This window comes from Bradyrhizobium sp. U87765 SZCCT0048, from assembly GCF_018131225.1.
In the GTDB taxonomy this organism is placed as follows: Bacteria; Pseudomonadota; Alphaproteobacteria; order Rhizobiales; family Xanthobacteraceae; genus Bradyrhizobium_A.
Genome location: NZ_JAFCMM010000002.1, coordinates 1,035,551 through 1,048,977, shown reverse-complemented (window position 1 = coordinate 1,048,977; position 13,427 = coordinate 1,035,551). Strand labels below are relative to the sequence as shown.

The 13,427-nt window shown below is 67.5% G+C and carries 7 protein-coding genes and 1 tRNA gene; 5 read left to right on the top strand and 3 right to left on the bottom strand.

The window, feature by feature from the left end; all coding sequences use genetic code 11:
- Nucleotides 1–29 precede the first annotated feature (29 nt).
- Both rnpA and rpmH read right to left on the bottom strand, forming a co-directional pair.
- Nucleotides 30–377, bottom strand: a complete 348-nt coding sequence (gene rnpA, locus JQ639_RS17890; protein WP_211967444.1) for a ribonuclease P protein component — start codon at nt 375–377, stop codon at nt 30–32.
- Nucleotides 378–400: 23 nt separating this feature from the next.
- Nucleotides 401–535, bottom strand: coding sequence for a 50S ribosomal protein L34 (gene rpmH, locus JQ639_RS17885; RefSeq protein ID WP_011471298.1), 135 nt, complete (start codon nt 533–535; stop codon nt 401–403).
- Nucleotides 536–898: 363 nt separating this feature from the next.
- Here rpmH and JQ639_RS17880 point away from each other — a divergent pair, with 363 nt between their 5' ends.
- From JQ639_RS17880 to JQ639_RS35685, 4 genes are all read left to right on the top strand, one after another.
- Nucleotides 899–2,377 (top strand): ATP-binding protein, encoded by a 1,479-nt coding sequence (locus tag JQ639_RS17880; RefSeq protein WP_211967443.1) that lies wholly within the window; start codon nt 899–901, stop codon nt 2,375–2,377.
- Between the two features lie 227 nt (nt 2,378–2,604).
- Nucleotides 2,605–2,681: transfer RNA gene (locus tag JQ639_RS17875), tRNA-Arg, on the top strand.
- A gap of 378 nt (nt 2,682–3,059) precedes the next feature.
- Complete coding sequence (locus JQ639_RS17870) at nt 3,060–3,506, top strand: hypothetical protein (RefSeq protein WP_211967442.1); 447 nt, start codon at nt 3,060–3,062, stop codon at nt 3,504–3,506.
- 99 nt (nt 3,507–3,605) lie between these two features.
- The gene (locus tag JQ639_RS35685) at nt 3,606–5,456 is read left to right on the top strand and encodes an adenylate/guanylate cyclase domain-containing protein (protein WP_211967441.1); all 1,851 of its coding nucleotides are present in this window, start codon (nt 3,606–3,608) and stop codon (nt 5,454–5,456) included.
- 51 nt (nt 5,457–5,507) lie between these two features.
- Here JQ639_RS35685 and JQ639_RS17860 read toward each other — a convergent pair whose 3' ends face one another.
- A complete protein-coding gene (locus JQ639_RS17860; RefSeq protein WP_211967440.1) occupies nt 5,508–7,220 on the bottom strand; it encodes a winged helix-turn-helix domain-containing protein in 1,713 nt (570 codons plus the stop codon).
- Between the two features lie 237 nt (nt 7,221–7,457).
- Here JQ639_RS17860 and JQ639_RS17855 point away from each other — a divergent pair, with 237 nt between their 5' ends.
- Nucleotides 7,458–13,349, top strand: coding sequence for an autotransporter-associated beta strand repeat-containing protein (locus JQ639_RS17855; protein WP_283811644.1), 5,892 nt, complete (start codon nt 7,458–7,460; stop codon nt 13,347–13,349).
- Nucleotides 13,350–13,427 lie beyond the last annotated feature (78 nt).

Below are 13,427 nucleotides of genomic sequence, written 5' to 3'. Positions count from 1 at the left end.
CGGTCTCTATCTCGCCATTCCGTCTGGCTTCAGTTTGGGATCGATTTCGCCGGCTTCCTGTCGAGGCGCTTCAGCGCCGTGCGCAGATCGTCGAGCATGGTCTGAAAGTCGCGGCTGAGCGCGGCACGCCGGCCGACTAGCACATAATCACTGTGCGGTCGCATGGATATGGGGTCCATGCGCTTCACCAATTCGCGAAGCCGGCGGCGGACGCGGTTGCGCTCGGTGGCAGTCCCGACCTTGCGGGAGACGGTGAAGCCGACCCTGGTCGGGCCGGCGTCGTCACGATGGCGGCACTGAACGACGAAGGCGGCACCCGCCGCCCTCGGTCCCTGGGCAGCGGCGAGAAAATCCGTCCGCTGCCTCAGCCGTTCCACGCGTAATGGATCTGGGCAGGTGCTCAGGCGCTCAGGCGCTTGCGGCCACGCGCGCGGCGGGCAGCCAGAACCTTGCGGCCGCCGACGGTCGCGAGACGGGCACGAAAACCGTGACGGCGCTTGCGCACCAGTTTGCTGGGTTGATAGGTCCGCTTCACGGCCGTTCTCCACTGACCGGCCAGATGCCGGGTATAAGGGTTCCAAAAATTGAGATGACGTCCCCGTCCGTCAAAAAAGGACCGAATTCGGCCCTGCAAATGACCCGGCCACGCAACATCGGCCGCCGGAGACAGTTGGCGCGGCTTATAAGGGAGCAGCCGGTTTTCGTCAATCTTGCCGTTGTGACGGCTCGATGACGCGGTTTCCCGGTGACGCCTCCTTTTTGGGCAGTGTTGTCAGGGGTTTGACGGACGGGACAGAACGGCGCATGGTTGGAATCAGACCGTGCGTTGGGGGCGCCGCCGGTCGTCTCGCCTTGCAGGACGTGCCGCGGGCGGAAATCTTGAAGTTGAACAGGCGCGATGACCGACGCTTCGGACCCCCAGGACCGGCCCCAGCGGCAGTTCGTCCCGCCGCGATTTGGCTTGTCGGCCAAGCTGTTGCTGCTGACCATCCCGCTGGTGATGATTGCCGAGGTCCTGATCTATGTGCCCTCGATCGCGAACTTCCGGATCAACCGCCTGAATGATCGCCTGGCCGCCGCCAACACCGCGGCGCTGGTGCTGAACGCCGCCCCCAGTGGCATGGTCCCCGATTCCCTGGCCCGTGAGATTCTCAGCAGCATCGGGGCGCGGGCGGTGGCCATCAAGATGGGCCAGCAGCGCCGCCTGCTGGCGATCGCGGACATGCCGCCGGCCATCGATCATGACGTCGACATGCGCTCCATGACCGCCTGGTCGGCGATCATGGATGCGTTCGAGGTCATGCTGGAGAGCGGCAACCAGGCGATCCGGGTGATCGGTCCGGCTCCCGGCAACAACGGCCAGTTCCTGGAGGTGGTGGTCGACGAGCTGCCGCTGCGCCAGGCGATGTACCGCTTCTCCCGCAACCTGCTGCTGCTGTCGCTGGTGATCGCCATCCTGACCGCGGCGCTGGTCTACCTCGCCCTGCACTATCTGTTCGTGCGGCCGATGCGGCGGCTGACCGCCAACCTCGTTGCCTACCATGCCGATCCGGAGAGCCCGGCGCGGATCATTCCGGCGTCCGACCGAGGCGACGAGATCGGCGTCGCCGAGCGCGAGCTCGCCGACATGCAGCGCGACCTCGTGTCGATGCTGCATCAGAAGAGCCGTCTTGCGGCGCTCGGTCTCGCAGTCTCGAAGATCAACCACGACCTGCGCAACCTGCTGGCGTCGTCGCAGCTGATCTCGGATCAGCTCGCCCATGTGCCGGACCCGCGGGTGCAACGCTTCGCACCCAAGCTCGTGCGCTCGCTGGAGCGGGCGATCGCGTTCTGCCAGTCGACCCTGTCCTACGGCCGTGCCCAGGAGGCCGCGCCGGACCGGCGCATGGTGGCGCTCGAGCCGATTGTCAACGAGGTGCGGGAATCCGCGGGCCTTGCCGCGGACACCTCGATCGTCTGGGTCAATGCGGTGGAGCGGGGCCTCACCGTCGATGCCGACCCCGACCAGCTGTTCCGTGTGCTGCTGAACCTCGTGCGCAACGCCGCGCAGGCGCTCGGCAGCGAGAGCGTCGGCCCCGGCGTCACCAAGCAGATTCGCGTCACCGGCCGGCGCGAGGGATCGGTCGCCATCATCGAGGTCTCTGACACCGGTCCCGGCGTACCGCCGAAGGCGCGTGACCATCTGTTCGAGCCGTTCCAGGGGTCCTCGCGTGATGGCGGCACGGGTCTTGGCCTGGTCATCGCCGCCGAGCTGGTGCGCGCCCATGGCGGCGAGATGAACCTCGTCGAGGGAACCATTGGCGCCACGTTCCGGATCTCGATTCCCGACCGTCCGGTGCAACTCTACAGTCCGCGGCTCGAGCGCATCCGCGCCTGAAAATCGCGCGCCGGGCCCCGGCGCGATGCCGGTCGTTTCGAAAACAGTCGATTTTGAAATGATTTAGCGTGAGGAACGATGCGCGCGCACCCGCGTCATCAAAGGTTCGCGGAAAATGGTTTGAGCGCTTGCAAACCGCAGCGGGAGCCGGTAGCTATTGCGCGCCTTCGGCGGTCTCCGCATCGCCGATCCTTCGCACGCCCCTCCATGAGGGCATCTGCGATAATGCGCCCGTAGCTCAGCTGGATAGAGCACCAGACTACGAATCTGGGGGTCAGAGGTTCGAATCCTTTCGGGCGCGCCATTTCCATTTCCCAACATCCAGACTCGGGCTTGGCCATCTCGCGATGGCGTTGATGTGCGTGCGCGAAAGGCGACGATGTACAGGTCGCTGCTGATCCGTCGGAGATGTCGATCGCTGCTCGTTCGCCCCGAGTGATCAATCCCTGCGATGTCCTCGAAACCGACATCGGGCGGATCTTCACGCCGGCGCGTAACGCCGAAGCCTGGCGGCGCAGCCATGATGCGTTGAGCGAGGCGCTGTTGGCCTCGCGGCTTCGACCGTGTCGAGGACGGCACTGCGGCGATCTGAGCACGGGGCGGAACGTGCGCGCACAGCCCTTGCGAAGCGCTGGCCGGTGCATGATCCTGTGCCCCGCAGATTCTGGAAAGAGGCTGGGGCATGGCGGCTGGCAGTCGGGCCGCTCGATTTCGTCGCGATGGCTGGGGCATGGGTGAAAACCGTCAGTACGGTATCAGGGCATTCGCACAAAAGATCGCGCGCTTTTGTGCGTGGATCGGTTCGGATACCGGGCGCGCGCGGCTGCACAGGATCAACGAATTCACGCGATCGATCCTGAGCTATGGCGCGCTGACGTCTGCGGCGGCCGGAGCGATCAGGCTGCTGGAGGGAAGCGATGTCCTCAGCATGGCGGCGATCCTGGTCGCATTGGCCTTCGGCGCCTGCATGCTCGCCTGGAACACCGTGGCGTTCGTTCTGGAATACGCTGCATGGGAAACCCAGGCCTGGCGGCTGGGGTTGATCGGGGCGGCACTCATTCTCACCGTCGAGATGTTCACGATCTACGGGGTCGTGAATGCATTCGTCGCCGCAAGCGCGCCGAAATGACCGGTCGAGCCGTGCTGGCGGCTGTGCGCGGGCGAGTGGTCACGCGTGCGGTTTTTTGGCAGAATCGCGCGATTTCAATCGACGAGCGGAGCGCGCGGCGTGGCGGCGGATGCTGAGAACGGCAGCGAGCGACAGGGAGGGTCCCGCCGTCGGCGCACCATCCCCCTGTCCGGCACGCTGGCCACCGTCATGGCGGGGCTGGTCGCGCTGACTGCGTTCATCGTGCTGGCCGTGTTCTGGCTGGCGACGGCCAGCACGACGCGTCAGTTGCTGGCCGACAATGCGTCGCTGGCGATGGACGCGATCGAGAGGCGGCTCGACGATTGGTTCACGCCGGTCACCAATCAGCTGAACTTCCTGGCGCGCGAGTTCGCCGGAAAGCACGGGCAGATGCCGCCCGCCGCGATGGATATGTTGCTGTCCGGCGCGGTCGCCGGCACGCCGCAAGTGCGAGCCCTCAGTCTGGTGAGCCCTGATGGCGCCGTGCGCGGCGTGAGCCAGGGCTCATCGGGAGCGGTGCGGTTCAGCGATACGCTGCGGACGGATGGCGAGCGACAACGGATCGAGGACGCCAGGACGCGGGTCGACGTCCACATGGGTCCGGTTTATTACGTCGCCGATCCGGATCTGGGGACATCCGTGGCCGACGTCATGCGATCGGTCCATGATGGCGATCGCTTTCTCGGCGTCCTGACCGCGACCATCACCGTCGACGAGCCGTCGCGCTATCTGAAGGCGATCGCAGCCTCGCTTCCCGGATCCACGCCGTTCGTCCTGTACGGCCGTGACCGGGTGCTCGCCCATCCGAGTATGGTGGACAAGCGCCCGTCGCTGTCGCGCGAGCGGCCGCTACCGGGCCTCGACGCGGTCGGCGATCCCTTTCTGGCGGCGCTATGGACCGACGGCGAGCCCGTGGACATCGGGGGACACAATTTCGAGGCCCGTATCGTCCGGCACGGCGGCGATGGCCGGGTTATTCTGACCCGGGCTGTACCGGACGTCAGCGCGGTGCCGATGATCACCGGCGTCGAACTGCCGCTGTCGGTTCTCGAGAAGCCGATCACGGATCTCATGCGCGCGGGACTCGCCGGCCTCGTCGTCCTGCTGATCGCGATCGCGGCCGCGATCGTCGTCAGCCGGATGATCGTGCGGCCGGTCGGCGCCATGGCAGACGAAGTGCGCGCCGTCGGCTCGCTCGATTTCTCGGCCCTGCAGCCGCTGCCCGGCAGTGTGTTCTCCGAACTCAACGATCAGGCGCAAGCCTACAACACCATGCTCACCGGTCTGCGATGGCTCGAAACCTATGTGCCGCGCAGTCTTGTGCGTCGCCTCGTTCGCAGCGCGGATGGTGGCCATGTGTTGTCGGCCGGGCGCGTGGTGACGGTGATGTTCACCGACATCGTCGACTTCACGCGCACCGCCGAGATCATGCCGGCGGCCGATGTCGCCGACATGCTGAACGACCACTTCGATCTTCTCTGGCGCTGTGTTGAGGCGGAGGGCGGCACCGTCGACAAGTTCATCGGCGACTGCGTGATGGCGTTCTGGGGCGCTCCTGACGATCAGCCCGACCATGCCGATCGGGCGCTGCGAACCGTTCGCGCCATCGCGGCGGCGCTCGCCGCCGACAACGTCGCACGCGCCGCGCGCGGGCTGGCGCCAATCCGGGTCCGCGTCGGGCTCCACAGCGGGCCGGTTGTCGCCGGCAATATCGGCGCCCGCGAGCGGTCGGGCTACACCATCGTCGGCGACACGGTGAATCTCGGCAGCCGGCTCGAGCAATTGGGCAAGTCGGTGACGTCGGACGACGACATCGTCGTGCTGGTCAGCGGCGACACTGTGGGCGTTCTGCAGGATGGCCGGGACGATCTGAAGCCGCTCGGGCCGCACGCCGTGCCTGGCCGCGCCACGACGATCGATGTCTTTCGCCTGCAACTGCCGCGGCCGTGACCGGCCGGCAGCGCGCCGGAGTTTCCGACAGACGGGTGTCGATCGCCGATGTCAGCGCTCCGGCAGTCCCGCATCGACCATGTGCTGGATGATTCTGTCCGTCGCCTCGATGAAAACGGGGCTGCTGTTCTTGGTCGGCGGACTGACGTTGAGCCGCGTCGTGCCGGGCCGCAATTTCAGTCCCTCCTGCATCGCCGCCCTTGCCTCGTCGAACCGCCCGGCCTTTTGGTGGATGGCGGCCAACATCATGTACGGGCGGCCCGATGCCCCGGTGATGGCAAGCGAGCGTTGCAGCCATGGCAGTGCTTCGGCGTCGCGGCCCATCAGCATGTTGGCCCATGCCACACCCAGCAGCCACGTCCAGCGGGAGACCGCCGGCGTATCGAACCGGTCGGCCTGCTGGAATGTCGCGAGCGCGTCCTCGAATCGGCCGAGATTGACCTGTCCGAGGCCGATGAGATAGAGCGCGCCGCCGTGCCAGGGGTCGAAGCTCAGGACCCTGGCGCAGGCCACGAGACTTTCCACGAAATGGTTGGTTGCACTCAGAAAGCGGCAATAGGTCTCGAGCACCGCGATGGAATTGGGCCTGGCGCGCAACGCGCGCTCGAGCGTCGCGCTGGCCTCGGCCTCGACTGCGATCGCCTGGTCGGGGCTGAACCAGACCATCTGGATGCCGCGCAGCTGAAGCGAGGCGAGTGCGACGGCGATATCGACATTGTCGGGAGCGTCGGCGAGCGCCTTCTGCAGCATGCTCTGCGCCATGCCGAAACGCTCGCGTGTGGTCTGATTGATCGATGCCGTCGCCTGCTCGATGACGACCTTGGCTTTTCCGGCAGCCGCTTCCGGGGGGACGGACGATGTGCTGGCCTCGATCAGTTCGTTGAAGCGGCGCGCAAGCGGATGACCGACGCCCGCAGCGAGGCGCGACTGTTGCAGTTGGGCGTCCGCTGCCTCGGGGCCGACCGAAACGGTCGCCACCGACTGGACCTCGCCGGTGGCCGTCCTGACGAGGCGCGCGCGCAGCGTCCACGATGGCTCGCCATACTGCAATTCGCCGCGGATTTCGAAATCGGATGGCACCACGGGCGTGGCAGACGCTTCGCGCCGCGCCGTGGCGACAACCCGGATATTGTCGATCTTGGCGAAGCCGTCCGCGAGGCGGCTGGTGACCTCCTGTGCCATCCTTGCGCCACCGGGATCACTGCTGGTGTCAACGATTGGCATGACGGTGATGACCGGCTGCGTCTGCTTGATGATGCGGCCCGGCCAGAACGTCGTCGCCGCGACGGCAACGCCGACGATGGTGCAGAGAATGGCGGCGGCGATCGCCACACGTCCGCGCAAGGCGAAGGCCGGCCGCTCGGCTTGCGACGGTTCGATGACCGTTTCAGCCGGCGGTGCGGGTGCGTCGTCCGCAGGCTGGATGGCAGAGGTGTCCGGGATGGCAGGCGGTTCGGCTGGCTCGGCGCTCACCTCGGCGGTCAGAACATAGCCGCCGCCGGACGCGAGCTTGATCGTCTGCCGCTGCTCGTCGCCGAGCGCGGCACGCAGCTCGCGGATGCACTGGAAGAGGCTGTCTTCGCCGACGTGGACGTTCGGCCAGACGGCCTCCATCAGTTCCTGCTTGCTGAGGATGCGACCGGCATTGGTGACGAACACCCGCAGCATTTCGAAGGTCTTCGGCCGGAGCTTGACGGCAACGCCGTCAGGCCCGCGCAGCTCGGCGCGCTGCTGGTCCAGCTCGAAACCGGCGAAACGAAACACGAAGACCCCCCAGGCGGCGTGAGCGGACTAAATACAGCAAAACACTACTGAAAACGGCGTTGAAGTGGAAATTTCAGAAATTTTCAGAACGCCATCCCCAGCGATTTCAGGACGCTGCTCTCTTCCAGTGAGATGAAAGTATAGCGCCCTCGATTTCCCGGGCTGCAGACGGTTGCGCATGGATGAGCGGGGAGGCTGATCCATATCGCGCGAGGGGGAGGGGGCATTGTGGTCGTGATGGTCGTGGGGCGATTGGTTGGCAAGCAGAGGTTGCGGGTGGCGTGGCTCGCATCGACATCCCTTGTCATCGCGCTGGCCTTTCCGGCGATCGGGACGACGCCTGCCGCCGCCAGCGACATCCTGGTGTCCGATGCATCGCAGCTGTCCGCGGCCATCGCGGGCGCTGCGGCGGGCGATCGCATCCTGCTGCAAAACAACATTGCACTCGGCACGACGCTGCTGCCGCCGGTCGCGGCCAACATCACCATCGACGGCAACGGCCACACGATCGACGCGCAAGGCAACAACCGGATCTTCTTCCTCGACAGCGCGGCGACGATCCAGAACGTCACGCTGGTCGGCGGCAATGCCCAGGGCGGCAGCGGTGCTGGCAGGGGTGGTGGCGGACTCGGCGCCGGCGGTGCGATCTTCGTCAATACCGGCAACGCCACGATCAGCAATGTCAGTTTTGCCAACAACAGCGCGGCCGGCGGCAATGGCGGCAGCACTGCAACCGCCGGCGGCACACCCGGCGGTGGCGGTGGCGGCGGGTTGGGCGGCAGTGGCGGCAGCGCCGGACAGAATGCGGGCGGCGGCGGCGGCGGCTACAGCGGTGGCGGTGGCGGCAGCGGTGGTCCGACCGATCACGCGGGGACCAGCATTCCCGGCGGTGCTGGCGGTAGCGGTCCTGGCGGCAATGGCGGCGACGGTGGCATGGGGACGAGCGGAAGTTCCGGTGCGAACGGCGGTGGTGCCGGTGGCGCGTCGGGCGTCCGGTTTTCGTTCCAGACCGGCGGTGGCGGCGGTGGCGGTGGCCTTGGCGGCGGCGCCGGTGGTTCGGGCACCTCCAATGACATCGATGGCGGTGGCGGTGGCGGTGGCGGCGGCCTCGCCGCGGGTACCGGCGGCACCGGTGGTACCCATGGTGCCGGCACCGACGGCGGAATTGGCGGCGGCGGCGGTGGCGCCGGCGGCAACGGCGGCGGCAATGGCGGCAATGGCGGCGACTTCGGTGGCGGCGGTGGCGGCACCAACAGCGGAAACGCTGGCAACGGCGGCTTCGGCGGCGGTGGTGGTGGCTCCGGATTCGGCATGAACGGTGGTGCCGGCGGTTTTGGCGGCGGCGGCGGCGGTACGTTGTTTGGAAGCGCCGGTTCGGGCGGCGTCGGCGGCGGCGGCGGCTCCACCGGTTATGGCGGCGGGGGCGCGGGCTTCGGCGGTGCGGTGTTTGTCCGCGGCGGCGCCAGCCTGACCATCAGCGATGGTTCGTTCACCGGCAACAGCGTGACGGCCGGCGCCGGCACCTACAGCTCGAGCGGCGGCGCCGCCGCCGGCTCCAGCCTGTTCCTGATGAGCGGCACGACGACCACTTTCAGCCCGACCGGAACGTTGACCATCAATGGCACCATTGCCGACGACAGCGCCGCGAGCGTCGCGGCCGGACAGGGCTTCGGTCCCGGCACTGGCGCGGGCGCGGCGATCGCGATCGCCAGCGGCACCGTGGTCCTGAACGGGGCCAACACCTACAGCGGCGGCACGACCATCAACGGGACGGCCGTGGCCGGCAACAATTCCGCGTTCGGCACCGGCATGGTGACGATCGACGGCGGCACGCTTCAGGCCGGCGCCAACAATCTGACCGTCAGCAACGCCATTGCGCTGAGCAGCGTTGGCGGCAGGGTCGATACCAACAGCAACACGCTCACGCTCTCCGGCGTGATCGCCGACGCTGGTGCCAGCCCGGGCGCGCTGACCAAGGCCGGTGCCGGCACGCTGATCCTGAGCGGCGCCAATACGTATACTGGCGGCACGACCATCAATGCGGGCACGCTGCAGCTCGCGGGCGCCGGCACGCTGGGTGCCAGCAGCGGCGCGACCACGGTGACGGGCGGGACGCTCGATCTCGGCGGCACCACCCAGATCCAGAACGGTGGCCTGACGCTGACCGGCGGCCGCATCACCGACGGCACGCTGTCGTCGTCAGGCGTCTTCGGCGTTCAGGCCGGCACGATTGACGCCGTTCTCGCGGGCAGCGGCGCGCTGACCAAGACCGGCGCCGGCACGGTGACGCTGTCGGGGGCGAACACGTATACCGGCGGCACGACCATCAGCGGTGGAACGCTCGCGGCGGGCAACAATTCCGCTTTCGGCGCCGGCATGGTGACGATCAATGGCGGCGCACTCCAGGCCGGCGCCAACAATCTGACCATCAGCAACGCCATTGCGCTGGGCAGCGCCGGCGGCACGGTCGACAGCAACAGCAACACGCTCACGCTGTCCGGCGTGATCGCCGACGCGGGCGCCCGCCCGGGTGCGCTGACCAAGGCCGGTACCGGCACGCTGATCCTGAGCGGCGCCAACACTTACACTGGCGGAACCACCGTCAATGCAGGAACGCTGAAGATCGCGGGCACCGGCACGCTCGGCGCCACCAGCGCCACCACCATGGTTGCGGGCGGCACGCTCGATCTCGGCGGCACCACCCAGATCCAGAACGGCGGTGTGACGCTGACCGGTGGCAGCATCACCAACGGCACGCTGTCGTCGTCAGGCGGATTCGCCGTTCAGGCGGGCACCATCGATGCCGTGCTCGCGGGCGCCGGCGCGCTGACCAAGACCGGCGCCGGCACGGTGACGCTGTCAGGAGCCAACACGTATACCGGTGGCACCACGGTCAATGCAGGCACGTTGCAAATCAGCGGCACTGGCAAGCTGGGCAGCAGCAGCGCCACCACCACAGTCGCGGGCGGCACGCTCGATCTCGGCGGCACGACCCAGATCCAGAACGGCGGCCTGACACTGACCGGCGGCCGCATCACCAACGGCACGCTGTCGTCGTCGGGCGGATTCGCCGCTCAGGCGGGCACCATCGATGCCGTTCTCGCGGGTGCCGGCGCGCTGACCAAGACCGGCACCGGCACGGCGACGCTGTCGGCAGCCAATACGTATACCGGCGGCACCACGGTCAATGCAGGCACGCTGCAAATCAGCGGCAGCGGCACGCTGGGCAGCAGCAGCGGCGCCACCACGGTGGCGGGCGGCACGCTCGATCTCGGCGGCACGACCCAGATCCAGAACGGCGGCCTGACGCTGACCGGCGGCCGCATCGCCAACGGCACCCTGTCGTCGTCAGGCGTCTTCGACGTTCAGGCCGGCACCATCGATGCCGCGCTCGCGGGCAGCGGCGCGCTGATCAAGAGCGGCATCGACATCGTGACGTTGTCCGGGGCGAACACCTATAGCGGCGGCACCACGATCAACTTCGGCACGTTGCAACTCGGTAGTGCCGGCCGCAGCGGCTCCATCGTGGGGGCCGTCAACGTGGGCGCCGGCGCTACGTTCAGCGTCGTCAACGCTGACAGCAGCGGCATCACCAGCATCACCACCAACAATAACAGCCTCGTTAGTTTCCAGGGCAGCAGCGCTGCAGGCAATGCGACAATCACCAACAACAGTGGCGGCTTCGTCAGCTTCAATGATGCGAGCACGGCCGCAAGCGCCACCATCGTCAACACCAGCAGCGCCCAGCTCAATTTCAACGACACCAGCACCGCCGGCACGGCGACCATCACCAACCACAACATGATCAACTTCCACGGCACGAGCACGGCGGGCAACGCGGCCATTTCCAGTGACTATGGTCTGATGTTCTTCGATGCGAGCACCGCCGGCGCCGCGACCCTCGCCAATACGGCCAGCGGTGAGATCATTTTCATGAACACCAGCACGGCCGGTCGTGCGGTCATCATCAACAATGGCTATGGCGTCTCGTTTCTCGATACCACCACCGCCGGCAATGCGGCCATCACCAACAACACCATCCTGCAGTTCGCCGACAGCAGCACCGCCGGCAACGCCGTCATCACCAACACCGGCACGCTCGGCTTCTTCGTCAACGGCACCGGAGGCAACGCCACCGTCGTCAACAACGCTGGCGGCAAGGTCGATTTCTCGCACAGCGCCGGCCCTGCCAATGACGGCAAACTCGCCGTCGGCTCGATTGCGGGAGCCGGCGATGTCTATCTGGGGGCACGGGAACTCACCGTCGGCAGCAACAACCTCAGCACGACGGTCAGCGGCGTGATCAGCGACTGCGGCGCGAGCGGCACGGCGTGCTACGCGAACCTGTTCGGCCTGAGCGCGACCGGTGGTTCGCTGGTCAAGGTCGGCAGCGGCACGCTGACCCTGTCGGGCGTCAACACCTATACCGGCGCGACCACCGTCGACGGCGGTACACTGGCGGTGAACGGCTCGATCGTCACGTCGAGTGCTGTCGTCGTCAACAACGGCGGCACGCTGGGCGGCACCGGGCAACTGCCGACGACCGTCATCAACAATGGCGGCACGCTGGCGCCTGGTAACTCGATCGGCACCATCACGGTCAATGGCGCCCTGACGTTCAACGCTGGCTCGATCTACCGCGTCGAAATCTCGCCGACATCAGCGGACCGCACCAATGTGCTCGGCGTCGCGACCTTGACCGGGGGCACCGTGCAGGCGGTTGCGCTGCCCGCCAGTTTCCGCAGCCAGACCTACACCATCCTCAATGCCACCGGCGGGCTCGGCGGGACGCGGTTCGCCGGCCTGAGCCTCACCGGCAGCAGCATCGCGCCACTCGCGCGCAATCCGCACCTCACCTACGATCCGAATAACGTCTACCTCGTGCTCGATCCCGGCCTGATCATGCTGCCTCCCGGCGCGAGCGGTAACCAGGCCAGGGTCGCCGCCGCCATCAACGGAGCGGTGCTGGGCGGCGCGACGCCGCCAGCCGGCTTCGACGCGCTGCTCAACATGGGCGGCGCGCAGCAGATGGGGGCGCTCAATCAGGTGTCCGGCCAGCCGGGTGCTGCCGGCACGCAAGGCGCGTTCAATGCGATGCAGCAGTTCGTCTCGATGCTCGATCCGTTCGGCGGTGGCGGCATGGACGGCGAGCGCGGTGGAGGCGGAGCCTCCGGCGACGGCGGCGCGCTTGGCTATGCTCCGACCGGCGGCGATGCCAGGACTCGCGAGGCTTATGCCGCGGTGACGCCATCGGACCGGCGCAGCGATCCCTTTGACAACCGCTGGGGCGTGTGGGGGTCCGGCTATGGCGGCGCGAGCACGGTCAGCGGCAACGCCGCGTCGGGCACGAGCACCACCACCAGCCGCATCTATGGCACGGTCGTCGGTGCCGACTACCGGGTGTCGCCAAACACGCTGGTCGGCTTCGCGCTCGGCGGCGCCGGCTTCAATTTTTCGCTGTCGGACAGCCTCGGCGGCGGTCGCGCCGACCTGTTTCAGGCAGGCCTCTATGGCCGGCACACCATCGGAGCGGTTTATATCTCCGCAGCGCTGGCTTACGGCTGGCAGGATGTCACCACCGATCGCACCGTGGCGGTGTCGGGCATGGACAAGCTGAGTGCGAACTTCAAGGCCAGCACCTTCTCCGCGCGCGGCGAAGTCGGCCGGCGGTTCGCGCCCTGGCCTGCCGCCGCGGTCGGCGTGACGCCCTATGCGGCGGTTCAGGTCACGAGCATCTATCTGCCGGGTTACAACGAGTACGCCGCCGTCGGCAGCAACCAGTTCGCGCTGGCCTACAGCGGGCAGACCACGACCAATGTGCGCAGCGAAATCGGTGCGCGGCTGGACAAGGACTTCGCACTGGCCGGCGGCGTGCTGACGCTGCGCGGTCGCCTCGCCTGGGCGCACGATTCCAGCACTGACCGTCCGGTCACCGCCGCGTTCCAGGCATTGCCGGGGACGGCGTTCACGGTCAACGGCGCGCAGCCTGCGGCCGATTCCGCGCTGGTCACCGCCGGTGCCGACATGAAATGGTGGAGCGGCGTGTCGCTGGGCGGACGCTTCGAAGGCGAGTTCTCTCGCACCACCAGCAGCTACGCCGGCAAGGGCACGGTGCGCTACGCCTGGTAGGGGAAGGGCATGCCGGCGTTGGCCGGAGCAGCCTGCTGCCGGTCTCAATGCCGCCGTGGCCAGCGCGCGCGTTCAGGT